The 25,371-nt window shown below is 67.1% G+C and carries 22 protein-coding genes; 11 read left to right on the top strand and 11 right to left on the bottom strand.

What is annotated here, in order from left to right:
• Positions 1–52 precede the first annotated feature (52 nt).
• Positions 53–1,438, bottom strand: coding sequence for an MFS transporter (locus PY310_RS14615; protein ID WP_275215194.1), 1,386 nt, complete (start codon positions 1,436–1,438; stop codon positions 53–55).
• 282 nt (positions 1,439–1,720) lie between these two features.
• Here PY310_RS14615 and PY310_RS14610 point away from each other — a divergent pair, with 282 nt between their 5' ends.
• Positions 1,721–2,419, top strand: coding sequence for a maleylpyruvate isomerase family mycothiol-dependent enzyme (locus tag PY310_RS14610; protein ID WP_275215193.1), 699 nt, complete (start codon positions 1,721–1,723; stop codon positions 2,417–2,419).
• Here the strand turns inward: PY310_RS14610 and PY310_RS14605 are convergent.
• Positions 2,405–2,965, bottom strand: coding sequence for a GNAT family N-acetyltransferase (locus tag PY310_RS14605; RefSeq protein WP_275215192.1), 561 nt, complete (start codon positions 2,963–2,965; stop codon positions 2,405–2,407). The two genes, PY310_RS14610 and PY310_RS14605, sit on opposite strands and share 15 nt — an antisense overlap.
• A gap of 6 nt (positions 2,966–2,971) precedes the next feature.
• Positions 2,972–4,975: an FAD/NAD(P)-binding protein gene (locus PY310_RS14600; RefSeq protein WP_275215191.1), complete on the bottom strand. Its 2,004-nt coding sequence runs from the start codon at positions 4,973–4,975 to the stop codon at positions 2,972–2,974.
• Between the two features lie 306 nt (positions 4,976–5,281).
• Between PY310_RS14600 and PY310_RS14595 the strand changes: the two genes are divergently transcribed.
• From PY310_RS14595 to PY310_RS14565, 7 genes are read left to right on the top strand one after another with little or no spacing between them, the layout of a single operon-like run.
• On the top strand, positions 5,282–6,316 hold the full coding sequence (locus PY310_RS14595; protein WP_275215190.1) for an amino acid ABC transporter permease: 1,035 nt from the start codon (positions 5,282–5,284) through the stop codon (positions 6,314–6,316).
• Positions 6,313–7,155 (top strand): amino acid ABC transporter ATP-binding protein, encoded by an 843-nt coding sequence (locus PY310_RS14590; RefSeq protein ID WP_275215189.1) that lies wholly within the window; start codon positions 6,313–6,315, stop codon positions 7,153–7,155. The genes PY310_RS14595 and PY310_RS14590 overlap by 4 nt, the downstream gene beginning before the upstream one ends.
• A 9-nt stretch (positions 7,156–7,164) precedes the next feature.
• Entirely contained in the window at positions 7,165–8,220 is a 1,056-nt protein-coding gene (locus tag PY310_RS14585) for a transporter substrate-binding domain-containing protein (protein WP_275215188.1), read from the top strand.
• Positions 8,217–9,053 (top strand): DUF1684 domain-containing protein, encoded by an 837-nt coding sequence (locus PY310_RS14580; RefSeq protein WP_275215187.1) that lies wholly within the window; start codon positions 8,217–8,219, stop codon positions 9,051–9,053. Before PY310_RS14585 ends, PY310_RS14580 begins: the two co-directional genes overlap by 4 nt.
• Positions 9,050–10,144, top strand: coding sequence for an LLM class flavin-dependent oxidoreductase (locus PY310_RS14575; RefSeq protein WP_275215186.1), 1,095 nt, complete (start codon positions 9,050–9,052; stop codon positions 10,142–10,144). The genes PY310_RS14580 and PY310_RS14575 overlap by 4 nt, the downstream gene beginning before the upstream one ends.
• A 10-nt stretch (positions 10,145–10,154) precedes the next feature.
• Positions 10,155–11,528 carry an NtaA/DmoA family FMN-dependent monooxygenase gene (locus PY310_RS14570; protein WP_275215185.1) on the top strand — a complete coding sequence of 458 codons (1,374 nt, stop codon included), beginning with the start codon at positions 10,155–10,157 and terminating at the stop codon, positions 11,526–11,528.
• A complete protein-coding gene (locus tag PY310_RS14565; RefSeq protein WP_275215184.1) occupies positions 11,528–11,662 on the top strand; it encodes a hypothetical protein in 135 nt (44 codons plus the stop codon). The genes PY310_RS14570 and PY310_RS14565 overlap by 1 nt, the downstream gene beginning before the upstream one ends.
• Before the next feature lie 12 nt (positions 11,663–11,674).
• Here the strand turns inward: PY310_RS14565 and PY310_RS14560 are convergent, their stop codons facing one another.
• The gene (locus tag PY310_RS14560) at positions 11,675–12,919 is read right to left on the bottom strand and encodes a multidrug effflux MFS transporter (protein WP_275215183.1); all 1,245 of its coding nucleotides are present in this window, start codon (positions 12,917–12,919) and stop codon (positions 11,675–11,677) included.
• Positions 12,920–12,998: 79 nt separating this feature from the next.
• Between PY310_RS14560 and PY310_RS14555 the strand changes: the two genes are divergently transcribed.
• On the top strand, positions 12,999–13,439 hold the full coding sequence (locus tag PY310_RS14555) for a MarR family winged helix-turn-helix transcriptional regulator (protein ID WP_275215182.1): 441 nt from the start codon (positions 12,999–13,001) through the stop codon (positions 13,437–13,439).
• Between the two features lie 57 nt (positions 13,440–13,496).
• Here PY310_RS14555 and PY310_RS14550 read toward each other — a convergent pair whose 3' ends face one another.
• Complete coding sequence (locus PY310_RS14550; protein WP_275215181.1) at positions 13,497–14,480, bottom strand: ABC transporter substrate-binding protein; 984 nt, start codon at positions 14,478–14,480, stop codon at positions 13,497–13,499.
• Positions 14,481–14,782: 302 nt separating this feature from the next.
• Between PY310_RS14550 and PY310_RS14545 the strand changes: the two genes are divergently transcribed.
• Positions 14,783–17,116, top strand: a complete 2,334-nt coding sequence (locus tag PY310_RS14545) for a chromosome segregation ATPase (RefSeq protein WP_275215180.1) — start codon at positions 14,783–14,785, stop codon at positions 17,114–17,116.
• Between the two features lie 144 nt (positions 17,117–17,260).
• Here PY310_RS14545 and PY310_RS14540 read toward each other — a convergent pair whose 3' ends face one another.
• Complete coding sequence (locus PY310_RS14540) at positions 17,261–17,959, bottom strand: type 1 glutamine amidotransferase domain-containing protein (RefSeq protein WP_275215179.1); 699 nt, start codon at positions 17,957–17,959, stop codon at positions 17,261–17,263.
• 59 nt (positions 17,960–18,018) lie between these two features.
• Positions 18,019–18,903, bottom strand: coding sequence for an aldo/keto reductase (locus tag PY310_RS14535; RefSeq protein ID WP_275215178.1), 885 nt, complete (start codon positions 18,901–18,903; stop codon positions 18,019–18,021).
• A gap of 140 nt (positions 18,904–19,043) precedes the next feature.
• Here PY310_RS14535 and PY310_RS14530 point away from each other — a divergent pair, with 140 nt between their 5' ends.
• Positions 19,044–20,033 carry an LLM class flavin-dependent oxidoreductase gene (locus tag PY310_RS14530; RefSeq protein WP_275215177.1) on the top strand — a complete coding sequence of 330 codons (990 nt, stop codon included), beginning with the start codon at positions 19,044–19,046 and terminating at the stop codon, positions 20,031–20,033.
• Between the two features lie 6 nt (positions 20,034–20,039).
• Here the strand turns inward: PY310_RS14530 and galK are convergent, their stop codons facing one another.
• The 4 genes from galK to PY310_RS14510 all read right to left on the bottom strand — a co-directional run bounded on the left by galK (position 20,040) and on the right by PY310_RS14510 (position 25,370).
• Positions 20,040–21,218: a galactokinase gene (gene galK, locus PY310_RS14525; RefSeq protein ID WP_275215176.1), complete on the bottom strand. Its 1,179-nt coding sequence runs from the start codon at positions 21,216–21,218 to the stop codon at positions 20,040–20,042.
• Complete coding sequence (galT, locus tag PY310_RS14520) at positions 21,215–22,375, bottom strand: galactose-1-phosphate uridylyltransferase (RefSeq protein WP_275215175.1); 1,161 nt, start codon at positions 22,373–22,375, stop codon at positions 21,215–21,217. Before galT ends, galK begins: the two co-directional genes overlap by 4 nt.
• A gap of 70 nt (positions 22,376–22,445) precedes the next feature.
• Positions 22,446–23,255, bottom strand: a complete 810-nt coding sequence (locus PY310_RS14515; protein WP_275215174.1) for a DeoR/GlpR family DNA-binding transcription regulator — start codon at positions 23,253–23,255, stop codon at positions 22,446–22,448.
• Positions 23,256–23,264: 9 nt separating this feature from the next.
• Complete coding sequence (locus tag PY310_RS14510; protein WP_419095498.1) at positions 23,265–25,370, bottom strand: beta-galactosidase; 2,106 nt, start codon at positions 25,368–25,370, stop codon at positions 23,265–23,267.
• Between the last annotated feature and the right edge of the window lies 1 nt (position 25,371).

Raw genomic sequence — 25,371 nt, 5'->3', positions numbered from 1 at the left:
AGCCCTACTAGGTTACTTTAGCCACGTAATGAGACGGGACTGGCCGGCTGGACTAGGTGGGCTGACCGGCCCGGACGCTGTCCTCTGTCCTGCTTTCCGCGATTTCCTCCACCTTGTGTTCGGCTTCCTCCAGCTTGCGTTGGCGGGGAACCAGCACGGTGACCACGGCGCCCACCAGGGCGACGGCCCCGTAGATGTAGAAGGCAGTGGATCCGCCGATCCCGGCGGCGGCCAGCCAGCCTCCGATGATGGGACCGAGCACTCCTCCCAGCCGGCCCACGCTTGCACACCAGGCCACGCCTGCCGCCCGGGCATTGGTGGTGAAGTAGTTGGACTGGAACCCGTAGATCAGCACCTGGGTTCCCAGCGTGCCGACGCCTGCCAGGGCAATAAAGACAAAAAGCAGCGGCAGCGGAAAACTGAAAGTCATCAGGGCCAGGGAGATGGTTGCCAGCGCGAAGGTGGCGGCGATGACCCGCTGGGGTCCGCTCTTGTCCGCCAGGCGGGAGGCCAGCAGGCCGCCCGCCACGGCGCCGAGGTTCAATGCCAGCGGGAAGAACAGCGAGTAGGTCCGCCCGTAGCCGTAGCCTTCCATGATTTTGGGCAGCCAGGTGTTAAGGCCGTAGGTCAGCAGGAGTCCGCAAAAAGACATCAGGCCCAACAGGACGGCTGCGGCCGCGAACTGGCGGGAAAACACTGCGGCAAAACCTGACTTCTGCGGCGCGGCGCCGACCTGCTGGATGATCCGCTCTTCGATGAGCGGTACGCCGGTGCGCTGGGCTGCGGCGAGGGCCTCCTGCTCCCGTCCCCGGGACAGCAGCCACCGCGGTGATTCAGGAAGCTTGCGCCACGCAATGGGCAGGAGGAAGAGCAGCGGCAGCGAGCCGATGATGAAAAGCCCGCGCCAGCCGATGCTGTCGAGGAACAGGATGCCCAGGATGGAGGCCAGGACTCCGCCTGCCGGGATGCCCGAGTACACGATTGCGTTGTAGAACTGGCGGCGTCCGGCCGGGGCGAATTCGGCCATGGTGGCACCGGCGCTGGCAATCACGATGCCCAGTCCGAGCCCGGTTGCGAAGCGCAGGGCACCGAAGGCGGGGACGCTGGTGGCAAAGGCTGTGGCGAACATGCCGATGGAGAACCAGGCTATGCCCAGGAGCATCAGCCGGCGCCGGCCGAAGAAGTCCCCCACCGCGCCGCAGACCAGGGAGCCGACAAGGACCCCGATCAGGGCCCAGGAGCCGAGCAGGCCGGCGGTGACTGCATCAAACGCTCCAATCTGGCCCGGGTCCGCGAGCAGCCCGGGAAGGACGGTGCCGTAGATGACGAGGTCGTACCCGTCGAACAGGAGCGCGGTGCAGATGATGAAGGCCACCCAATTGGCAGTGCGCGTTTCCTTTTGCGGATTTTCGGCAATAACGGCATGCGGTTGTGACATAGTCCCCAAGTCCTCTCTGACTTAAGTGGAGGCCTGCGGCACCGGGAGAATCCGAGGGGCCGTCCTCCGAGTTCCTTCAGCCTGACAGAGGTGTGATGCGCAACATATGAGGGAAAACCCCGGCTTTCCGCCCGGGGGGTATTCATATGCTGGTGATCTGAAATGGCCGTTTTTTGAAGAGTTTCCCCCGGCGCCGCCGGGCGTCTCAGTCGAGACGATCTGGGTATGGAACGGCGGCGCAGAACGGTGGTCTGGAAACCGGCCGGTGGGTAGGCTGGCCAAATGATCAACCCTGCACGCCTTCACTCCGACCTGTCCCGCCTCGGCAGGGAGACGGACATGTTCCTGGCCACCGTTGAATCCCTTGCCGACGACGAGATGGCGGTTCCCTCGCTGTGTGAGGGGTGGACCCGTGCCGACGTTATTGCCCACGTCGCCTCCAGCGGGCGCGCCCTGGTAAAGCTCATCGACTGGGCAACCTCCGGGGAGGAGCGTCCCCTGTACGCCTCCCGTGAGGCCCGGGCCGCGGAGATCGCCGCTTTGGCGGCCCTGCCACGGGAAGAGCTCATCCGGGAAGTGCGGGATTCCGCCCAAAACTTCGCCGAACAGGCCCGGCGGCTCAGCGGTGAACTGGCCGCCACGGAGGTGCAGCTGAACGGCAAGCCGCTTCCCGCCACGTCCATCGTGGCGCTCCGGATCGCCGAAGTTGTGGTGCATCACCACGACCTCAACACCGCCTGGACCATCGAGGAGGCCGATCCGGACTCCCTGCTGAACGCCCTCGAAGCCGTGGTGCGGTCGCTGCGCGGCAAGGGTGCCCCCGGCATGACGCTGGTGACCGAAGAACGGGACGAATGGGTCATTGGCGACGGCGGGCTGCGAGTGGCGTCCGACCGCGAAGGCCTGCTCCAGTGGCTGGCACGGGGTGACGCCGAGCATATTGACGTTGAGGGGCCCGTGCCGGCACTACCGGCCTGGTAGAACCGGGGCCGGAAGATCCTTGCTGAAGGCGAGGGACCCGATCAGTTCGGGATCCCTGGCGAGGTCGAACTGTGCCTCGTAGCCCGTGGTGAGGTACAGGTGTTTGGCTTCGGGCTGGCGGGGGCCGGTGGTGAGGTGGACGCGGCGGTAGCCCCGCAGGGCTGCCAGCGCCTCCAATTCCGCGAGCACCAGGCGGGCCAGCCCGCGACGACGGTGTAACGAGTGGGTCCAGATCCGTTTGAACTCCGCGGTGTCCGCGTTGTACCGGCGGAAGGCGCCGCCCGCCACGGACCCGCCGTTTTCCTGGATCACCAGCAGGGCGCCGCCCGGCCCTTCGAATTCCGACGCCGGGTACCGGTTGAGTTCCTCGGCGGCGGCACCGCGGCCAAAGCGGTCCCCGTAGCGGGAGTCGTACTCCACGGCCAGTTCGTCCAAAAGGGGACGGACCCGCGGATCGTGCATGGGGAGGAGCAGGACCTTCAGCGCCGAGGGGTCAAGGACGGCCGGGCTGAGGGCCTCCGGGGGGAGAGGGTTGCTGGTGGTCATGGTTGTTCATGCCTTTCCGACGGCGGCGGGTTGGGCAGGTGAATCCTGCCGGGTTGGGCAGGTGGAGGCCGAGGAAGCGGTGCCTGAGCCGGGGGAGGCCAGTTCCGCTGCCACTGCCAGGACATTCCTGGCCAGCGCGTCGTTTTCGCGGAACGGGGCCGCATTGGTATTCGGCCTGGCGAAGGCACCGGCGCCCCAGCCGGAGGTTCCCGGCCCAACGCCGAACAGCCGGCCGTGCGCGCGGCCGTCCCCGTCCAGCAGTTCGTGCCGGTCCGAGACGAGCAGCTTCCCCGTCGAATAAATGCCGTCCGCCGTGAGCAGCTGCTGTTCGCTTCCCAGTCCCGAAGTGTGGAGCCACGCCAGCACCGGGTTGAGCGAACGGGCCACGGAAGTAGCCGGCAGCCGCGCTTCGATGAGCGCCCCGGCCCGGACGCTGAACCCGGCCTGCGCAGAGCCGGCAACAAACTCCCCGGTGGACTCGTCCGCCGTGATCTGCAGGCCCGGACCCAGAAAATTCAGCAGCCCGGCCCGGTGCAGCGCCAGCATCTCGCGCAGCCTCCGCGGCGGCGGCCCGGAGTCCACAAAGCTGAAAAACCCGTGCCACCAGCCGTGGACGGTGTGCCGGGAGCGGGGGTTGAGGCGATCGGCCGGGACCAGCCGGCCAAGCTCCATGTACACCTTCAGGAGCGCCACAAAGAGGGCCAGGGTCTCGGGGTGGTCAGGGCTGTCCCGGAGTTCGAGATCGCGTTGGATGTAGCGGGCCACCGCCGCCTGAATGTCGGTCAAACCGCCGAACGTCGCACCGGCGAACGGCCGGTCCAGGGCCTCGAGGTCCAGGTGCAGGCCGGGCTCGGGGACCGCTGATGCCACCAGCTCCCTGCAGGCGGCGCTGTACCAGTCCAGCTCGGCGAAGCGGGCGGAAAATTCAGCCCAGCCAGTGCTGACCCGGTCCGGGCTGCCGGTGAAGAGCTCCCGGTAATACTCGTACCCGGCTTCCTTGGCGATTAGCGGCCACAGCTGCGTTCCGAAATCCAGCTCGCTGTGGCGCTCCAGCAGCGTGCCCACGGCGTCGGCGGTCAAGAAGCGCAGTTCACCGGGCGCCTCACCGCGGAGGGCAGCGGAAATTTTGGAGTGGTAGGGCACGCCCCGCCGCGACCCCGCCCACAGCCGCGGCTCCCTTCCGGATGCCCGGTACCGAAGCCCGCCGTCGGGGGTTTCCTCGAACCGGCCGCCACGTCCCTCCATCAGCAGCACCAGGAGGTCCACGAATGCCAGCCCCATCCCGGCAACAATCACGTCCTGGCCGGGGGCAAGGGCTGAATAGTCGACGTCGGTGGTGTAGCTCGGCGCCGCGTGGAACCCGCCGTGGCGGGCCGCAAAGCCGGACCAGGCAGCGGACGCGGCGTCCGGCCGCGAGTCTGTGTGCCCCAGTGCAGTTACCACGACGTCGGCGCGCAGCGTCCGGCCGTTCGCCAGCCGCACGAGGTGCGTGCCGGCGTCGTACGTCCGGTCCGTTGGGGCGGCGGCGGCAGGCTCCACCGCGGTGGCTGTGGTGCGGTGTACGGTCACGGTCCCGCCGAGGTTGGCGACGGCGCGGCGGAAGAACCACTCCAGGTATTGGCTCTGCAGTTGCCGGGTGGGAAAGGCGTCCCGGGTCAGGGATCGCAGCTGCTCCCGGAGGGCGAGGGGGAACTCCGGGACGTCCGTGATGGAGCCGTCCGTCACCCCGGCAGCCCACTCGGCGAGTCCCGGACCGTCGACGGCGGGCCCGCTGCATGCCACGGAGGCGTCGGTAAACATGGTGACGTCCGCGGCGGTGGAGTTCAGCATCAGGCCCGGGTGCTGGTTGTAGCGCCAGATCCGGCCGGATCCCGGCTCGTAGGGTTCCACCACGTGGATGTCCAGGCGTCCCGGGAAAAGCGCTGCCTTGTTGGCAGCGATGCGTTCCAGCACCCCGGCTGTCCGCGGACCGCCGCCGATGAAAACCACGGAAGGTACGTGCGCTGGCATGGGGCTCCTGACAGGGGTTGGTCCGGGAGTCAGGCCGCTGGGCAGCTGGCCACCGGAACGGCAGTTGAGTGCCCATGCTAGGCAGCGCCCGCGGGGGTGGTCGAGGGCCTGGTCATGCCGGTTAACTCCGCGTCACCGCAGGTCAAACGGCGAAAGAAACCGACTCATGACGCTGCGCTAAGCCGCGTGAACCAATGCAACCTGGCGCCTTGCCCGCCCTTTCCCGGCGCCCCTAGATTTGCAGCCAGCACACCGGGCAACACGTTCCGGTGAACACAGCCCGACGCATCAGAAACGAGGTGGCGCATGAGTTCAACAACAAACGTGGTCCGGCCGGCAGAGCTGGCGACGGCAGAGCCGGGACAGGCGAAGCCGGATTCCGGGCCAGTCGGTCCCGGGGCGGGGGCCCGCGGGCCGGCCACCGACTACTCCGGCTACCCCCTGGTGGCTTCGAAACACCCCTGGCGTTGGGTGGGAACCGCGGCCGTGGCACTCGGCGTCGCCGCCGTCGTCTGGTCCCTGGCAACGAACCCGCGCTGGGAATGGGGTGTGGTGGCGCAATGGTTCACCGCGCAGTCCGTGGTCAATGGGCTCCTGGAGACGCTGAAACTCACGGCCATTTCCGGGATCCTCGGGTTCGTCCTGGGTTTCATCCTGGCGCTGATGCGGCTGTCCGCCTCGCCGCTGCTGGTATCCGTCTCGTGGACCTTCTCCTGGATCTTCCGCTCCACGCCGCTCCTGGTTCAGATGCTGCTCTGGTACAACCTGGGCTACCTGTACGAGAAGATCAGCCTTGGCATCCCCTTCACCGACGTCCGCTTCTTCGAGGTGCAGACCACCACACTGATCAGCCAGTTTGCGGCAGCAGTGCTGGGCCTGACCCTGAACCAGGCCGCCTACTCGGCGGAGATCATCCGCGGCGGCATCCTCTCCGTGGACCAGGGCCAGCTCGAGGCCGCGGCCGCCCTGGGCATCCCGGCCTGGCGCCGGTCCACGCGGATCGTCCTGCCACAGGCCATGCGGGCCATCCTGCCCACCGCGTTCAACGAGATCATCGGCCTGGTCAAGGGGACCTCGATCGTCTACGTCCTGGCCTACTCGGAGTTGTTCTACACCGTGCAGGTCATTTACAACCGCACCCAGCAGGTCCTGCCGCTGCTGCTGGTGGCCACGCTCTGGTACGTGGTGATCACTTCCGTGCTCAGCGTGTTCCAGTACTACATCGAGCGGCACTACTCCAAGGGCGCAGTGCGGAGCCTGCCGCTGACGCCCCTGCAGAAGGCCCGCACATTCTTTGCCACCCACGCCGTGGCACCCAACCAAGCAAGGAGCACCAGATGAGCGCCGCCGTCGCCCCGGCCCGAACCGAAACGGTCCCCTCCGCCACCCGCGGCCTGGTGGAGATCACCGGGGTCCGTAAGTTGTTCGGCGCCACCGAAGTACTGAAGGGCATCACCCTGACGGTCGAGCCGGGCGGAGTTGCCGTCATTGTTGGCCCATCCGGCTCCGGCAAGTCCACCCTGCTGCGCACCATCAACCACTTGGAAAAGGTGGATGGCGGTCATATCGCCATCGACGGAACCCTCGTGGGCTATGAGGTCCGTGGCCGGCGGCTGCATGAGCTGCGCGAGAAGGACATCCTGAGGCAGCGCACCGAAATCGGCATGGTGTTCCAGAACTTCAACCTCTTCCCGCACCTCACCGCCCTGGAGAACGTCACCGAGGCCCCGGTGGTGGCCCCCCGGACGGACAAACCCCGCAGCACGAAGGAGGAAGCCCGGAAGCGCGGCCTGGAACTTCTGGACCGGGTGGGCCTGAAGGAGCGCGCCGGCGCCTATCCCCGCCAGCTCTCCGGCGGCCAGCAGCAGCGCGTGGCCATCGCCCGCGCCCTGGCCCTGGACCCCAAGATCCTGCTGTTCGACGAGCCCACCTCCGCCCTTGACCCCGAACTGGTCAACGAGGTCCTGGACGTCATCCGGGAACTTGCCACGTCCGGCACCACGCTGATCATCGTCACCCACGAGATGGGCTTCGCCCGCGACGTGGCGGACACCGTGGTGTTCATGGACGAGGGCCAGGTTGTGGAACAAGGGAGCCCCGAACAGATTTTCGCCAACCCCCAGGAGCCCCGCACCCGGAGCTTCTTCTCCAAAGTGCTCGAACCGGCCTTCAACATCTAAGGAACTCCCATGGCTTTCCCCACCAGCGGCCAACGCCGCGCACTCGCGGCGCGTCCCGCCGTCGTCCTCCTCGGCACCGCACTCCTTGGTTCAGCCGCGCTCGCCGGCTGCGCGGACCCCGGCGCCTCCGCCGCCGGCAACCCCGGCGGAGGAGCGCAAACGACGGCGGCACGCAACGGCGTGGTCTACAACACCTCGCCGGACCAGCAGCGGATCCGGGCAGAGAAGGATCCCGCGCTCGCCGCCAAGGTCCCCGCGCTCATCGGCAAGGACGGCAAGCTGACCGTGGCCACCACCGCCGGCTCCATCCCGCTGTCCTTCCACGCCACGGACGACAAGACGCCGATCGGCTCCGAGCTCGACATCGCCCAGCTGGTGGCGGACAAGCTCGGCCTGGAGCTCGATGTCCAGGTCACGTCCTGGGAGAACTGGCCGCTGAAGACCCAGTCCGGCGACTTTGAGGCCGTCTTCTCCAACGTGGGCGTGAACAAGGACCGTGTGAAACTGTTCGATTTTGCCAGCTACCGGGCCGCGTACATGGGGTTCGAAGCGAAGAAATCCGCCACTTACGACATCAAGGGCGCGGACGACATCTCGGGCCTGAAGATTTCCGTGGGGTCCGGCACCAACCAGGAAAAAATCCTGCTGGCCTGGAACAAGGAACTGGAAGCCAAGGGCAAGGCGCCGGCCACGCTGCAGTACTACTCGTCCGACGCCGACACCATCCTGGCGCTGTCCTCCGGCCGCACGGACCTGAACATCGCGCCGTACCCGTCCACCGTGTACCGGGAGAACACCCGTGACGACCTGAAAGTGGTGGGCAAGGTCAACGCCGGCTGGCCGTCCGAAACCCTGGTGGCCGCCACCACACTGCGCGGCAACGGGCTGGCGCCGGTGATCACCGGGGCCCTCAACGAGGTCATCCAGGACGGCTCCTACGGAAAGGTCCTGGAACGCTGGGGCCTGTCAGAGGAAGCCCTGCCGGAATCCAAGACCATCACTGAAGAGAACTTGGCGGCCACCCAGGCCACCCCCTCAGCCACACCGTCCGGGAGGGCATCATGAACGCAGTACACACCGAAACAGCCCTCGAGTCCTTCGACGCCGACTGGCAGGAATGGCACGCCGCCCACGAACAGCAGCGCGCCCACCCGCACGGTTTCCTGGCGGTGACCCACCTGCACTGGCTGGGCGACGAACCCGCCCGGCTGGAAGGAGCGCCGGGCACCTGGAGCGTGGAGTCCGACGTCGTCCGCGTGGTTTTGGAGCACGGCGAAAGTTTGCAGCGGGATGGCAGGGAGCTGAACACTGCGTCCGGTGCTGCCGTTGAGCTTGGCCCCGTCGAGGAGCGCGGCGGCATCAACCTGGCGTCCGGCGACACTGTTATTGAGCTGGCCAAGCGCGGCGGCGAATACATCGTGCGGCCGCGTCATCCGGAAAATCCGCTGTTGCAGGCCTACCAGGGGACGCCTGCCTATTCGCCTGATGCGGCCTATGCCGTGCGCGGGACCTATGTGCCGTTCGAGGCGCCGCGGTCCACCACGGTGGGTGCCGCCGTAGAGGGCATCCAGCATGTGTATGAGGCGCCGGGCGAGATCCGTTTCAAGCTGGCAGGCCAGGAACTGTCGCTGACTGCATTCAACGGCCATGCCCCCGGCGTCCTGTCCGTGCTGTTCACGGACCAGACGTCCGGCAACACCACGTATGCGGCCAACCGGTCGCTCTCGGTGGCGCCCGCTGCGGACGGGGCGGTGCTGCTGGACTTCAACCGGGCTGTGAACCTGCCCTGCGCCTACACGGACCTGGCCACCTGCCCGTTGCCGCCGGCCGAAAACCGGCTGCCCGTGCCCATCGAGGCCGGCGAAAAGATTCCCTACGAACGTCAGGACCGGCCATGAGCACCTCTTCGATACATCAGGCAGGGTTCCTTGCCATCGAACTCGACGGCGCCGGCTGGCACGGCACGGACATCACCCGTGCCGTGCTCGCGGCGGAATCCGCGGGGTTCCACGTGGCCACCTTCGCGGACGCCCCGGCGTCCGGCCGCGCCAACGCCCTCCAGCGTGCCGCTTACGCCGGACCGCTGACCCGCAGCATCGCGCTGGTCCCCGAGGTGGACACCGTTTACACCGAGCCATTCCACGTTTCCACCCAGCTGGCAAGCCTCGATTACGTCTCCGGCGGCCGCGCCGGGTGGATCGCAACCGCGGCGGAATCAGCTGAGGCTGCCGCCGCCGTCGGACGTTCCTCCGTGACCGGCGCCGCGCTGGGTCAGGAGGCCGCCGCTTCCATCGAGGTGTCCCGCCGGCTGTGGGATTCGTGGGAGGACGACGCCGTGATCCGCGATGTCTCAACCGGCCGGTACATCGACGTGGACAAGCTGCACTATATCGATATCGATACGGCCGTTGACGTTGAAACGCCTGCCGGATTTGCCGGCGCGGGTTATTCCGTCAAGGGGCCGTCCATCATTCCGCGGCCGCTGCAGGGGCAGCTGCCCGTCCTGGCCCCGTCGTCATTGCTGGGAGAGGTTCCGGCGGACACCCTGGACGCCGTGCTGGTGTCCGCGCCCACCGTGGAACTGCTGGCCGCCGAGGTCCGCGATGCGCGGTCCCGGGTGGGTGCCGGCGTTGCGGTGATCGCCGAGCTCGACGTCGTGCTGGACGCCCGCGGGCAGGCCGCGGCCGGGCGGGCGGCTGGCTTTGACTCCGGCCGTGCTGCCTACGCCGGTTCCGCCGCCGGTCTCACGGACTTCCTTACCGGACTCCTGAAGGAGGCCGACGGCGTGCGCCTCCACCCGGCGTCGCTCTTGGTTGACCTGGAGGAACTGGGCCGGCTGGTGCTGCCGGAACTGCGCCGCCGCGGCGTCCTCCGCCCGGTGCTCCAGGACGGAACCTTCCGTGACCTGCTGGGGCTTTCGCGCCCCGCCAGCCGCTACGCCACCGCCGCATCCAACGCCGCTACTGCGCCCGTCGGCGCCGGAAACTAAGGGGAAAACCATGTCACAGCACAACCGTGCTAAATCCGAGGTCTTCACTCCGAGCGGCCAGATCCAGTTCGGCGTCTTCTTTCAGGGCGTGAACTCCGGCACCATCTGGAAGGCGGCCGAATCCGGCTCGCAGACGGACTTCGAGTCGTTCCGCCGCGTCGCCCAGACCGCTGAGCGGGGGCTGTTCGCCGCGTTCTTCCTGGGCGAGGGGCTCCGCCTGCGTGAACATCTGGGCCGGCCGCACGCGCTGGACGTGGTGGGCCGGCCGGACGCGCAGACCATGCTTGCGGCACTTGCGTCCGTCACGAAGAACATCGGCCTGGTGGCCACCCAGAACACCACCTACAACGACCCCGCCGACCTGGCGCACCGGCTCGCCTCGCTTGACCTGATCTCCGGCGGGCGCGCCGCGTGGAACATCGTGACCACCGACAACGCCTGGACCGGGGCCAACTTCCGCCGCGGGGGATACCTGGACCACGCGGACCGGTACAAGCATGCGGAGGCGTTCGTGGAGACGGCCAAGCGGATCTGGGATTCGTGGGAAACTCCGGACGGTCCTGCCGGGCGGGTACTCCACGAGGGCCAGCACTATACGGTGGATGTGACCCCGCGCCTGCCGCGCAGCGCCCAGTACCGCCCGGTGCTGTTCCAGGCCGGCGACTCGCCTGAGGGCCGCAACTTTGCTGCCCGCCAGGCGGACGTGATCTTCTCCGCGCACCCCAAATTCGACGCCGCCGTGGAGTTCCGCAAGGACCTCGTGGGGCGGTTGCTGGCCGCGGGCCGGGGTGCCAACGCCGTCCAGATCATGCCGGCCAGCGAGTTCATTCTGGCCCCCACCGCTGCGGAGGCGGCAGAGAAGAAGGAGTGGGTGCGCAGCCTGCAGATCGGCCCGCAGCAGGCCATCGCCTACCTGGAGCAGTTCTGGGGCCGCGAGCTTTCGGAATACGATCCGGATGGTCCGCTGCCGGAAATCGACCCAGTGGTGGAGGAGACCTCCGAGACCCGCGGCAGCGGCTTCCACGGCGCCAAAGCGCGGCAGTTGGCGGACCAGTGGCGGGCAGAGGCCAAGGAGAAGGGCCTGTCGATCCGGCAGTTCGTCACCTCCCGCACCGCACGGGTGGATTCCAGCTTTACGGGTTCGTACGTTGAGGTGGCGGACCAGCTGGCCGAGTACGCGCGGGTGGGCGCTGTGGACGGGTTCAACATCTCGCCGTGGCTGATTCCCACCGGCCTGGACGACATCGTGAACCGCCTGGTGCCCGAACTCCAGGCGCGCGGGGTCTATCCCACCGGGTATGCCGGCTCCACGCTGCGCGAAAACCTCGGCCTGGGAACACCGGTACGCACCGCGGATGAAGCCGCGGAGACGGTGCACGCCTGATGCGTGCGGCGGGTTTGGGGAGAAAGGACGACGACGGCGGCGAGGGGAGCGCCGTCGTCGAACCTTCCCGTGAAGGTGCGGTTACCCGCGGCACCGTCAGGCTGCAGCTGACGGTGTGGGAGCAGCTGCTGTAGAACTGTTGCGGGTCAGCGGGATGCGGTTGCCGGCTGCCTTTCCTCCTGCCCGGCAGCGGCCGGAAGGGGTGCGCCGCCGCGGGTGAGCGTGATCAGGCTGAGGAGGGCGATGCCCCCCGCCACCAGCATCACGATGGCCATCGGCGTGGCGCTGCCTTCTCCGGCGAGGCCCACCAGGGGCGACGCGATGGCGGCCAGGGTGAACTGGAGCGCACCCATGACTGCGGACCCGGTGCCTGCGTACTTCTTGACCTGGTCCGTGGCCAGGGCCGCGGCGTTGCCGAAGATGAAGCCCAGGGAGGAGATGGCCAGGAAGAGCAGCGCCAGCGTCGGGAACAGCGGCGTGTTCCCTGCCGTGACCACTGCCAGCAGCCCGGCGCTGAACACCACCAGGCCCGAGGCGCCGATGTACGTCATGCGCAGTGGGCTCAGGGTGCCAATCAGCTTGACGCCAACGACGCTGGTGATGGTGATGCCCAGCGCGTTCACGGCGAACAGCAGCGAAAATGCCGTGGGGTTGAGTCCCAGGATGTTTTGGTAGACAAAGGGCGAGGCGGAGATGTAGCCGAACATGGCCGCCATGGCGAAGGCGAACGCGAACGTGAAGCCAAGGTAGCGCCGGTTGCCCAGCACGCGTCCGGTGCTGGCGAACAGCTCTTTCACGCCGCCCTTGCTGCGGTGTTCCCGCGGCAGGCTTTCCTTCACGATGGTGATGGAACCGATGACCATCAGCAGGTTCAGGACAGCCAGGGCCCAGAACACACCGCGCCAGCCGGCGAAGCCGATGACACCGCCGCCGGCCAGCGGCGAGAGGACCGGAGCGATGCCGCCCACGGCCATCAGGATGCCGAACTGCTTGGCGGCGTGCACGCCGCGGGCTGAATCGGAAACGATGGCGCGGGCCAGGACCACGCCTGCCGCCCCCGCGAATCCCTGCAGGAAGCGCATGCCGATCAGGGTCTCGATGTTGGGTGCCACGGCGCAGAGCACACTGGCCGCCAGGCATGCGAGGGCGCCGATCAGCAGCGGCTTGCGCCGGCCGAACTGGTCGGAAAGTGGTCCAATGACCAGCTGGCCGACGGCCATGCCGAGCATGAAGGTGGTGAGTGTCAGCTGGATGGAGGCTGCGGTGGTGTTCAGGTCCTGCATCATCTGCGGGAAAGCTGGCAGGTACATGTCGATGGCAAAGGGGCCCAGGGCGCTGAGGAGCGCCAGCATGGTCATCAGAGACACTGATGCTTTTGAAGTCGTGGTCATGTGGTGGGGCGGTTCACTTTCTCTGATTCAGCGAGTTAGTTATGTTGACATATGTATGTAAGCATAGCAAAATTGTGGAATGGAAAAAGTGCATGAGGCGGCGAAGGCGCTCCTGGAGCTGGCCTGGTGGGTTCAACGCAAAGGCCCCATCCGGGCCGGTTTTGAACCCCTGCCCGCCACGGAGCGGGTCATCCTCGGATACCTGGAAGGCAACGAGAGATCGAGCGTCACCGAAGTGGGGGCCGCGCTGGACATCAAGCCCTCGAACGTCTCCGCCGCCGTCCGCGAACTCAGTGCGCGCGGGCTGGTGGAACGGGTTGCGGATCCGGACGACAAACGAAAGTCGTTGCTGTCCCTGACCGATGAGGCCCGACGGAACAAGAGCAGCATCGACGCTGCGGTGACGGGCTCCCTGGAGGAAGTGCTGGAGCAGCTCTCACCCGAACACCGGGAATCCCTCTTCGCCTCCCTCGATGCGCTGGGCGATGTTGTCCTTCGCCTCCGTACCGCGGACAGGTAGTCGGGCAAAAAGAATCCCCGCCTCGCTGGAGCGAGACGGGGATTCTGCATCGGCAGGCTACTTCTTGGGAAGGCCTGCCGGGTTCAGTTCGGACTTCTGGATGGCCTCGGATGTCAGGCCCCAGCGGTCCAGGATCTTGGTGTAGGTGCCGTCGTCGATGAGCTGGTTCAGGGCCGTCTGGGCAGCGACCGCGAGTCCGTTGCCCTTTTGGGTGGTGAACGCGATCTCCGCAGTAAGGGGCCAGCCGCCGTTCAGGGTGCCCACTTCCTTGGTCTTGCCGTCCTTGGCGGCCTTGTAGGCGGCCGATGCGTTCGGGCCGAACGTCAGGTCCGCGCGGCCCGACTGGAGGGCGAGCGTGGAGGCGGAGTCGTCGTCGTAATACTGGAAGGCCACCGGCTCCAGGCCCTTCGCCTTGTTCTCCTCGTCCCAGCGCACCAGGATTGCCTCCTGGTTGGTGCCGGAACCGACGATGATGCGTTTGCCGGCCACATCCTTCGCTTCCTTGATGGCTCCGATGGTGGTGTCGGCCTTGGCGTAGAAACCCAGAAGGTCGTTGCGGTAGGTTGCGAAGTCGAATTTCTCCTTCCGCGCCTCGGTGACGGTGACGTTGGACAGGACTGCCTCGTACTTCCCGGATTCGACGCCTAACGGCCAGTCGGCCCACGCGACGGGAAGCACTTCGACATCCAGTCCCAGGGCTGCGCCCACCGCGTAGGCGATGTCCACTTCGCTGCCGATGAGCGTCTTGTTGTCCGTGGCGAAGAGCGTCAGCGGAGCTGAGCCTCCGGTGGTGACCACGGTGAGTTTGCCGTCCGCCTTGATGGCGGCGGGGACCAGTGCCGCCGCCTCCGGATCGACGTTCACCTTGAAGCGGTCCTGCTCGGGAGTCAGATTAAACGTCTTGCCCGCCGCGGTAGTTGTGGCGCCCGACGCCGGTGCCGCCGCCGCCGTCGCGCCCGGGTCCGAGCAGGCGCCCAGCGCCAGGAGGGAGCTCAGTGCGAGTGCTGCGGCGGCAGCCTGTTTGGTTTTGACTCTGGTCATGATTGCCCCTTGAAAGTTGACGGTGATGCAGCGGAAATAACGCCTGTGGCAGCTACTATCCGTGAGCATCAGCACCCGATCAAAGGCCGCCGAAACGGTGCGATATGAGGGGTAACGGCCGTTAACCGGGCGTCAGGGGCCGTCACAAACCAAGTAGTGCCCCGGAAACCGGTTGCGAATGTGAGTACTCATCCAAAAAAGACGGGTGGCGACTACGCGTGTGCACCCCCGGCGATCCCTCTACGGTGGGGTAATGAGCGGCCAGGTGGCCGCACCACCGGTCTCAATGGGGAGTTTTCTTTATGACTACTGCAGCGTCCAAATCCGTCTTTGCCCGTCGCCTCGCCGCTGCGGTTATCCTGCCCGGCCTGCTCACCAGCAGCCTGGTCCTGGTCCAGCCCGCCATGGCCGCTCCGAGCGGGGTCACCGGCATCTGCAACGGCGTGATTAATCAGCAGGCGCACCGGGGCTTCGTCCAGGAAAATCTGATGAAGGCTGCAGTCAAGAAGAACGCTGCCGCCATCGCCGCCCTGCAGGCAGACAAAGCAAAGCTCCAAGCTCAGGCCGATGGACTGGCCGCAGACGTTGCCGCCGCCCAAAAAGCACTGGATGACCTCACGTCGCAGGAGAACGCCCTGACGAAGGACGAGGCCAATGCGCAGTCAGAAGTTGACCGGCTCACCGATGAGCAGGCGGCTAAGGCCAGCGCGATTGCTGACGCCCAGGCTGCCTTGGCTGGGTTGAAGGACCAGCAGACCGACGTGACCAACCAACTGTCGCCGCTTCAGGCTGACCTCGCGACCACACAGGCAGCAGTGGCGGACCTCAAAGCAAAGGCAGGCGAGTTGGACGCGGCGCTGACAGCCAATAGCCAAGCCATCGCCACGGCCCAGGCCGAGCTTGACGGACTCAAGCAATCCGCTGCCCAGGCATCCGGCGACCTGTCAACCAAGGAAGCGGAGATCAAGGCAGCCCAGGACCAGCTGGCAGCGCTGACCACCCAAGCGGCGCAGGCGGCTGCCGCCGTAGCCTCCGCGCAGCAGGCGGTCACCCAGGCCCAGACGCAACTCTCAGTTCTGGAACAGGCCGGCACCACCGCCGCCCAGGCGCTGCAGGACCAGAAGGACAAGGTTGCGTCCGCTGAGGCGACATTGAACGGGCTCCAGATAACCGCCATGGCCGCGAGCATCGCCGTGACCAATAAGGAAGGCCAAATTGCCACTGCCCAGGGTGAGCTGGCAAACCTCCAGGCCAAGGCCGACGCCGCCTCGGCAGCACTCAAAGCCCAGAACGACGCCATCAACGTGGCGTTGGGGGACCTGAGGGTACTTCAAACGAAGGCTGCGGCGGCAGCGAAGGCCTTGAGCGACAACGACGCCGCGATCGCTGCCGCCAAGGCTGACATCACGGCGGTGCAGGGCCAGATTGCCACCGCCAACGCCGCCGTCACGGCCAAGCAGGCGGAGGTGACCAAAGCCCAGAACGAACTGGCCGCGCTGCAGGCACAAAAGGACACTCTTACGGCTGAAATCGCAGACTTGACCAAGCGCATCGATGCGATCAATGGCAATTCCAAGGCCAAGCGTGACCTCCAGGACGAGCGGGCGGTGAAGCAGACACAGCTCAATACCGTGAACACCCAGATCAGCGACAAAAACACGCAGATCTCCGGGCTGCAGGGCAACCTGACCGAGCTCCAGACTCAGGTCAATACGCTAAATGACCAGCTGCTGGCCAAGCAGAAAGAAAGCAGCAACCTGCAGCAGCAGGCCGCGCCGCTGCAGGTCTCGCTCGACGCCGCCAACGCGGCGGTCACCGCCAAGCAGGCGGATATTGCCACACTGAAGGATCAGGTGTCGGCTCTGCAGACGGCGGCCAAAGACGCGTACGCTGCCGTTGAGGGCAAGCAGACCGAGCTCACCGGCCTCCAGACCGAGTTGGCAACGCTCAACGCTGCGGCCACAGCAGCAGGCAACGCGGTCACCGAGCAGCAAAAGGTGGTAGATGACCTGGCTGCAGCCCTCCCGAGCCTTACGCAGGGAGTGGAAGCCGCCAAGCAGGCCATCGCGGATCAGCAGCTCATTCTGGACGGAAAGAAGGCGGACCTGGCTTCGGCCAACGCCAACCTGGCTGCGGCCAACGCCGCGGTGGAGGGGCAGAAGGCCGCGATTTCTGACCTGCAGCGTCAGCTGCCGGACCTTCAGGCGGCCGTGGATGCAGCCAACCAGGCGGTCACGGCCAAAATGGGGGCGATTGCGACGCTGAATCAGCTCGGTGACGGTCTTTCGGCGAAACTTGCCGACCTCAATGGCCAAATCACTGCCAAGGAAGGCGAAGTCCTGAGCCTGCAGACCCGGGTGGCGCCACTGCTGAAGCAGCTCGATCAGCTGACCGGCGACATCACCGCCGCGGAGGCCAACCTTGCATCCCTGCAATCGCAGCTAACCACCCTTGATGCACAGGTCGTAGCAGCCCAGACAAAGCTTCGCGAGGTGCAGAGTCAGAAGGGGGCCAAGAAGGACGCCGTGGCTGCCCAGACGGCCATCGTGACTGACCTCACCGCCAAGCTGGCAAACATCCAGAAGCAAATCGCCGCCATCGATCCAAGTGTTGGCCCGGGAGGTTGCGCCGTCTAGGCACCTCAGTACAGACGGCATACCTCAGTACAGAAACGGACATCGGAACGGCGCCCAAGGATGTGCGCCGCACAGAAGGGGCCCGGCCATCAGGCCGGGCCCCTTCCTGCGTGCGCAGGACGCGACCGCCAAACAATCAAACGATCAGCCCAGCGCGCTGACGACTTCCTTCGCCACGTCCTCGCTGGACTGCGGGTTCTGGCCGGTGATGAGGTTGCCGTCGCGGACCACGTTCGAGCTCCAGGACGCCGCGTTCTCAATGACTGCGCCCTTGTCCTTCAGCGCGTCCTCCACCAGCCACGGGGTGTTCTCCCCGGTGCCGCCGTTCAGTTCCTCATCGTTGGTGAAGACGGTGAGGCGGCGGCCCGCAAAGGCGAACGAGCCGTCGTCGAGCGTTGCGCTGAGCAGCCCGGCGGGCCCGTGGCAGAACGGGGCGATGATTTTTCCGGCACTGTCCGCAGCCACCAGGAGGCGGCCCAGATCGGCGTCCTTGTACAGGTCGGTCATGGGGCCGTGGCCACCGGGCATCACCACGGCGTCGTAGCCGGCGATGTCGACGTCGGCCAGCACCAGGGGAGCCGAGAGCTCGGCGTCGATGCGGGCCAGGTAGTCGCGGAAGCTGTCCGCCCGTTCCTTGCCGCCGGCCGACTCCGGGGCCAGGCTTACCTGGTCAACGGTGGGCTTTGCTCCGCCGGGCGTGGCGATGTGGACTGTGTGGCCGGCGTCCCGGAGGGTCTGGTGTGAGACCACCAGTTCCTCGGCCCAGTAGCCGGTGGGATGTTCGCTGCCGTCCTTCATGGTGAGTGAATCGGCGGCCGATACGACCATCAAGATATTTGGCATGCTGTGGCTCCTGTCTGTGTGCCGGATCTCCGGCGGATAGGTTGCGGGATAAGCGGTGGTCAGGACTCGGCGGCTGCCTTGGAGGCCGCCTCAAGCTCTGCGTAGGTTGCGTCGTCGATCCGGAGCGCGGCCGCTGCCAGGTTTTCTTCCAGGTGCTTCACCGAGCCGGTACCCGGAATCGGCATCATCACGGGGGAACGGCGGAGCAGCCAGGCCAGCGCCACCTGGGAGGCTGTGGCACCCAGCCGCTTGGCCGCCTCATCCAGCGGGCCGCCGGGCTGCGCGAGTTCGCCGGCCGAGATGGGTGCCCAGGGGATGAAACCGATGCCGTTCGCCTCCGCGTACTCGAGCACATCCTCCGAGCTGCGGTCCGTCAGGTTGTACCGGTTCTGGACCGTTGAGACGGTGAAGTGTTTTCCGGCCGCCTCCAGTTCGGCCACGCTCACCTGGGACAGGCCCAGGGCCTTGACTTTGCCTTCGTCCTGCAGTTCGCGGAGCACGCCGAACTGCTCCTCCGCGTCCACCTTCGGATCGATCCGGTGCAGCTGGAGCAGGTCCAGGGTGTCCACCTTCAGCTTGCGCAGGCTCAGTTCGGTCTGCTGGCGCAGGTACTCCGGCCGGCCCACCGGAATCCACTTGTTGGGCCCGGTCCGGGTGAAGCCCACCTTCGTGGCGATCTTCAGCCCCTCCGCATAGGGGTGCAGGGCCTCGGCGATGATTTCCTCGCTGATGTTGGGCCCGTAGGAATCCGCGGTGTCAATGAAGTCCACACCCAGTTCAACGGCGCGGCGCAGCACGGCGATTGCCGCCTGGCGGTCTGCCGGTTCACCCCACACGCCGTCGCCGACGATGCGCATGGCACCGAAGCCGAGGCGGTGCACGGTTCCGAGGTCCTTGAGGTCGATGGTTGCGGACGGTTCCGTCTGGTTCGTGTTTTGGCTCATAGGGGCGGCAACACGCTCAGCATGCTGAGTATTCCATCGCGGAATGAAATAACCCGCGTGCCGCCGTCGTTGTTCACAGTGTGCCGCCGTAACTTGGCGCGCCCACTCCTACGCAACGCATTTGAAAGGCCGGCACCGACGTGACGCTCCCCCTCTCCATCCTTGACCTGGCAACCATCGGCAAAGGCCAGACGGCGGCGGACAGTTTCGCGGGGAGCGTGGCGATGGCCCAGCGGGCCGAGGAGTTCGGGTACCGGCGCATCTGGTACGCCGAGCACCACAACATGTCCGCCATTGCTTCCTCGGCCACCAGCGTGCTGATCGCCCATGTGGCCGCGCACACCAGCACCATCCGGCTGGGCGCGGGCGGCATCATGCTGCCCAACCACTCGCCCCTGACCATCGCCGAGCAGTTCGGCACCCTGGAGACCCTGCACCCGGGCCGGATCGATCTTGGCCTCGGCCGCGCTCCCGGCAGCGACCAGAACACCCTGCGCGCGCTGCGCCGGGACCCGATGTCCGCGGACAGCTTCCCGCAGGACGTGCTGGAACTGCAGGGCTACCTCACCGGTCCCACCCGCATCCAGGGCGTGGAGGCCACCCCCGGCAAGGGCACCAATGTGCCGCTCTACATCCTGGGCTCCTCGCTGTTCGGTGCCCGGCTCGCTGCCCAGCTGGGGCTGCCCTACGCGTTCGCTTCGCACTTCGCGCCCAACGCACTGCAGGACGCCGTGGCCCTCTACCGCCGCGAATTCAAGCCCTCAGCCCAGCTGGACGCACCGCACGTCATCGCCGGCGTCAACGTGATCGCCGCGGATTCCGCCGCCGAAGCGCAGGCGGCGTTCCGGGCCACCCTGCGCGCCCGCGTGGGGCTCTTCTTCGGCGGCGGACGCGAATTCACCGACGACGAAGCGGACATGGTGCTGGACTCCCCGCAGGGGCAGCACGTCTCGCAGATGATGACGTACTCAGCCGTCGGCACCCCGGACGCCGTCCTGGACTACCTCGACGGGTTCGCCAAGCACTCCGACGCCGACGAACTGATCGTGGCGCACCAGAACACCGGCACCGAGGCCCGGCTCCGCTCCGTGGAACTGCTCGCCGAAGTGGCCGGACTGGCCCGGGTCTAACCGCGGCTACTCCTCCCGGCGGGCGCCGGCCGAGGCGCTGACGGGAAAGATGCTGGGGGCCGTGAAGCCTGCGCGGGCGAATTCCCGGATGAGTCCTTCGGTGATCCCGGCCGCGTCCCCGTTGCGGACCAGGGCTATTGCCGCGCCGCCGAAACCGCCGCCGGTCATGCGGGCGCCCAGGGCGCCGAGGGACTGTGCTGCGGAGACGGCCAGGTCCAGTTCCGGGGTGGAAATCTCAAAGTCGTCGCGCATGGAGACGTGTGATTCGTTAAGGAAGGGCCCGACGGCGGAGGGGCCTTCCGCCTGCAGCGCAGCCACGGTGTCCAGCACCCGCTGGTTCTCGGTAACGATGTGCCGGACCCGCCGGAAGGTCTCGTCATCCAGTACCCCCGCCGCGCGGGGCAGGTCCCCGGGGCCGAGGGCGCGGAGGCTCGGGACGCCCATCGCCTTCGCGCCCTCCTCGCAGGACCGGCGGCGGCTGGCATAGCCGCCGTCGGCGTGCGAGTGGCTGGTGCGGGTGTCGATGACCAGCAGTCCGAGACCTGCGGCGGCAAAACCCAGGGGCACGCTTTCCGCCCGCAGGCTTTGGCAGTCCAGCAGAATGCCGTGGTCCGGCTCGCCCAGCAGCGAGGCGGACTGGTCCATGATCCCCGTGGGGGCTCCCACAACCCGGTTTTCGGCCAGTTGGCCGATCCGGGCCAGCTCTTCCCGGCCCAGCCCCAAACCCCAGAGCTCGTTCAGGGCAAGGGCGGCGGCGCACTCGACTGCGGCCGAGGACGATAAGCCGGCCCCGGCCGGGACATCCGAAGTGAGCGTGAGGTCGACGCCCGCCAGCTGGGCGCCCGGGATCCCCTTTTCGCCCGCCGCCTGTGCCATGGCCCAGGCGACGCCCAGGGGATACGCAGCCCAGCCCTGCAGGGCGTCCGGGTCCAGCTCGTCGAGGCTGACCTCCACCATGCCGGGGAACGAGCTGCTTGCCACCCGCAGCCGGCGGTCTGAACGGAGGCCGGCCGCGGCAACCGTGCGCTTTTCAATCGCGATCGGGAAGACAAAACCGTTGTTGTAATCCGTGTGTTCACCGATGAGGTTGACCCGCCCCGGGGCGGACCACAGGCCGTCAGGCGGCTGCCCGAACTGGCCGGCGAAGAACTCGCGTCCCTGCTGGGAAAGTTCGGTGGTGGTCATGCGGTGCCTTCCTGGTCAACGGCGGCCTGATCAATGGCGGCCCGGTCAATCGCGTCCCGCAGCCGGGCGGCGGCGGTCTCGGGCGGAATGTCGGCGATGAACGCCCCCATCGCGGCCTCGGACCCGGCCAGGTACTTGAGTTTGTTCTCCTCGCGCCGCGGTGAGGTCAGCTGCAGCATCAGCCGGACATCGTCCCGGTGGACATTGACGGGGGCCTGATGCCATGCGGCGATGTAGGGTGTCGGCGTCGAGTACAGCGCGTCGACGCCGCGCAGGAGCTGCCCGTACAGCCGGGCGAACTCGTCGCGTTCCTCGTCCGTGGTCGCCGCCAGGTCCGGGACATGCCGGTGCGGAAGGATGTGCACTTCCAGCGGCCAGCGCGCGGCAAACGGGACGAACGCCGTCCAGTGCTCGCCACGGAGCAGCACCCGCTCGGACTTCTGCTCGAACCCGAGGATGTCCTCGAACAGGCTGCCGCCATAATTCTCGATGGTGCGGACCAGCTGGGCCGTGCGCGGGGTGATGTACGGGTAGGCGTAGATCTGGCCGTGCGGGTGGTGCAGCGTCACTCCGATCGCCTCGCCTCGGTTCTCGAAGGGAAAGACCTGCTCGACGCCGGGCAGCGCGGACAGTGCGGCAGTCCGGTCCGCCCAGGCTTCCACCACCGTCCGCATCCGGGAAAGCGAGACGCCGGCGAGGGAACCGGTGTGTTCGGGGGAGAAGCACACCACCTCGCAGCGGCCCACTGACTGCCGGCTGCGTCCGAGGCCTATCCTGGCCAGGTCATCGAGGCCCTCCGGCACGGTGGGGTCGTGGGTTGCCTCAGGGCCGGCCAGCCCAGGGCCGAAGGACGGGGACTTGTTTTCGAAAACGGCCACATCGTAGAGGCTGGGGATTTCAGAGGGGTTGTCCGGCGATGCCGGGGCCAGCGGGTCCAGGTGCGAGGGCGGAAGGACCACCCGGTTCTGCCGCGCGGCGGCGATGGAGATCCACTCGCCGGTCAGCGCATCCTGCCGCATAGTGGCGGTGGGCGGCCGGACCGCCGGCTCACGGAGGTCCGGTCCGCGGTCCGGCGGGAGCACCGTGTCGGCGTCGTCGAAGTAGATGAGGTCCCGCCCGTCCGAAAGCTTGTAGGCGCGCTTGGTGATCCGGTCCATGCTAGGAGTTCCTTACGGGGCGGCCATTAAAGGCTCTGTTGGGGTCGGGTAGAACAGTAGGTGTCATTGGTCATCCGTTAACGGTGCTGGTAACGGCATCCGGCGGAGCGGTGGTCGGGGCCAGCCGCAGCCGGCCCACCCGTTCGCCGAGGATGCGCCGGGCTTCGCCGCCGAGCAGGTCGTCGCTGATGAGTTCATCAGCATCCTCGAGGGCGGCGATCGTGCTGATGCCAAGCGTGCCCCACTTGGTATGGTCGGCCAGGACCACCACACGCCGCGCCGCCGCCACGAACGCACGGTCGGTTTCGGCCTCCAGCACATTCGGCGTCGTAAACCCGGCGTCGGCGTCCACCCCGTGGACGCCGAGGAACAGCACGTCCAGGTGCAGCTGCCGGAGGGAGGACGTGGCCAGGGGGCCCACCAGCGCGTCCGAGGGTGTGCGCTCGCCGCCGGTGAGGATCACGGTGGAGGGTGACGAACTCTGGTGGAACACGTTGGCAATCCGCACCGAGTTGGTGACCACGGTGATCCGCGGACCGGAGGACAGCAGCTGGGCCAGGGCCCAGGTGGTGGTGCCCGCGCTGAGGCCCACCGCCATTCCCTCGCGCACCTGGGCGGCGGCCGCCCGGGCGATGGCCATCTTCTCGTCCTTAAGCTGGGTCACTTTCAGCTCAAAACCCGGCTCGTGCGTACTGGCTCCGCCCGGCAGTTTGGCCCCGCCATGGATCTTCTCCACGGCACCCGCCGCATCAAGGGCTTCAATGTCCCGCCGCACCGTCATCAGCGAAACACCCAGCATCCTGGCCAGGTCCGCAACACGGACAATCCGCTCACGCTGGACCTCGGCGAGGATGGCTGAATGACGGGCTGCGGCGAGCATATGGAGTCCCTAACGGCTTGAGTGGGTTGACGGCTTGGCGGCGGTACCGGCCAGCTGGACGGCAGCCGAGCGGACGACGGCGACACCACCGGCTGCGAGCCCCAGTCCGCCGCTGAGCTCAGCGCCCGTCAGGACGTCAACGCCTTCCAGCGGCAGCCGGACGCCCGCCAACCCGTGGTTGATGCAGAACGTCCAGTCTGTTCCGTCTTTGCTGCGCCGGGCAACTTCCACCGCCTCCGGCAGGTCCGGAACGAGCGGCTCTACTCCTGCATCGGCGCAGACCATGGTGACCAGCTTGCCCAGGCCTTCGGGTGCGAGCGTGGTGGCCACATAGTAGGAGCGGCCGCTGCCGGCATGGTTGCGGGTGACGGCCGGAGAGCCCGCCGTCGGCCCCTCGGCCACGGACGCGAGGACCTCGGCGGTGGTGGCCCGGCCGAGCTCGTTCCAGCAGCTGCCCGGACCGAAGCCGCTGAGCAGGACGCTTTCCCCTGCCCGCAGCGGAAAGAACTCTTCCATCTCCACGCCCAGCAGGCCGCTGAAGGCGCCCGGGTAGCTGCCAAGCCTGATGTGGTCATTTTCGTCCACGATCCCGGAGAAATAGGTCACCACCAAGTGGCCGCCGGCGCGGACGTACCTGTCCAGGTTGGCCACGCCCGCATCGGTGAGCAGGTACTGCATGGGGGCAATGACCAGGCGGTAACCGGAGAGGTCGTCGGTGCTCCGGGCGAAGTCGGTGGGGATGCCGGCACGGTAGAACGCATCATGCCAGCGCCGGGTTTCGGCGATGTTCGAGGCATCCACGCTCGGGTGCGAGTCCAGCTCGGACGCCCAGCGGGCGTCGGTGTCGTGCAGGATGGCGACGTCCACACGGCCCGAGGCCCCGGTGACCACCGAGCCGCTGACTTCGGCCAGACTGCGCAGCGCCTGGCCAAGTTGCACCACTTCACGCCAGACCTTGGTGTCCGTGCCTGCGTGGGGGAGCAGCCCGGAGTGGAATTTCTCGGCACCGGCGCGCGAGGCGCGCCACTGGAAGAAGAGCGCCCCGTCCGCCCCGCGGGCCACGTGCTGCAGAGAATTGCGCAGCATTTCGCCGGGAGCTTTGGCGATGTTGCGCGGCTGCCAGTTAACGGCCGACGTCGAATGTTCCATCAGCAGCCACGGCTTGCCTTTGGCCCAGCCGCGGGTGAGGTCCGCCGTGGCCGCCAGCTCCTGGAAGTTCCGCGGATCCTCGGCGATGAGGTAGTGGTCGTTGGAGACCACATCCATCTCCTCGGACCAGCGCCAGTAGTCCACCGGCTGGTGCAGGCCCATGTTGAAGCCCATGAAGTTGGTGGTGACCGGGTGCCCGGAGTGCGAGCGGATGATGGCCGCTTCGGCTTTGTAGCATTCGAGCAGCTCATCGGAGGAGTAACGGGCGAAATCCAGCTGCTGGGTGGGGTTGACCCACGTCCCGGAGGTGCGCGGGGGCAGGATTTCCTCCCATGCCGAGTAGCGCTGGGACCAGAACGCGGTGCCCCAGGCGGCGTTGAGGGCTTCGAGGCTCCCGTAGCGGCGTTCGAGCCAGCGGCGGAAACCGGCGGCGGCGCCGTCGGAGAAGTCCGGCTGGTTGTGGCAGCCGTACTCGTTGTGGACGTGCCACATCACGACGGCGGGATGGTCCTTGTAGCGTGCGGCGATCTGTTCGGTGAGGGCTGCGGCTGCCCTGCGGTAGTCGGCGCTGGAGGCAGCGAAGGCCTGCCGGGAACCGTAACTGTGCCGCACGCCGTCGGCCGTTACCGGCAACGACTCGGGGTACTTGTGACTGAACCACGGCGGCGGCGAGGCGGTGGCGTTTGCCAGGTCAACACGCACGCCGTTGGCGTGCAGCAGGTCCAGGATCCGGTCCAGCCAGCCGAACTCGTAAACGCCCTCCGACGGTTCCAGCAGGGACCAGCTGAAGATAGCCACGCTGACCAGGTTGACGCCGGCCTCGCGCATCAGCCGGACGTCTTCCTCCCACGTTGCCTCGGGCCACTGCTCGGGGTTGTAGTCGCCGCCGAAGGCCAGCATCGGGGAGCCTTCGGAGCCGAGGCGGGCGGTGATGTAGTCCATGGAAGCGTTGTTCTGGTTGTCCACG

Origin of the sequence: Pseudarthrobacter naphthalenicus, assembly GCF_029076445.1 — a bacterium.
In the GTDB taxonomy this organism is placed as follows: domain Bacteria; phylum Actinomycetota; class Actinomycetes; order Actinomycetales; family Micrococcaceae; genus Arthrobacter; species Arthrobacter naphthalenicus.
Note: the sequence above shows the minus strand (reverse complement) of the source record. Positions and strands in the feature narration are given on the sequence as shown.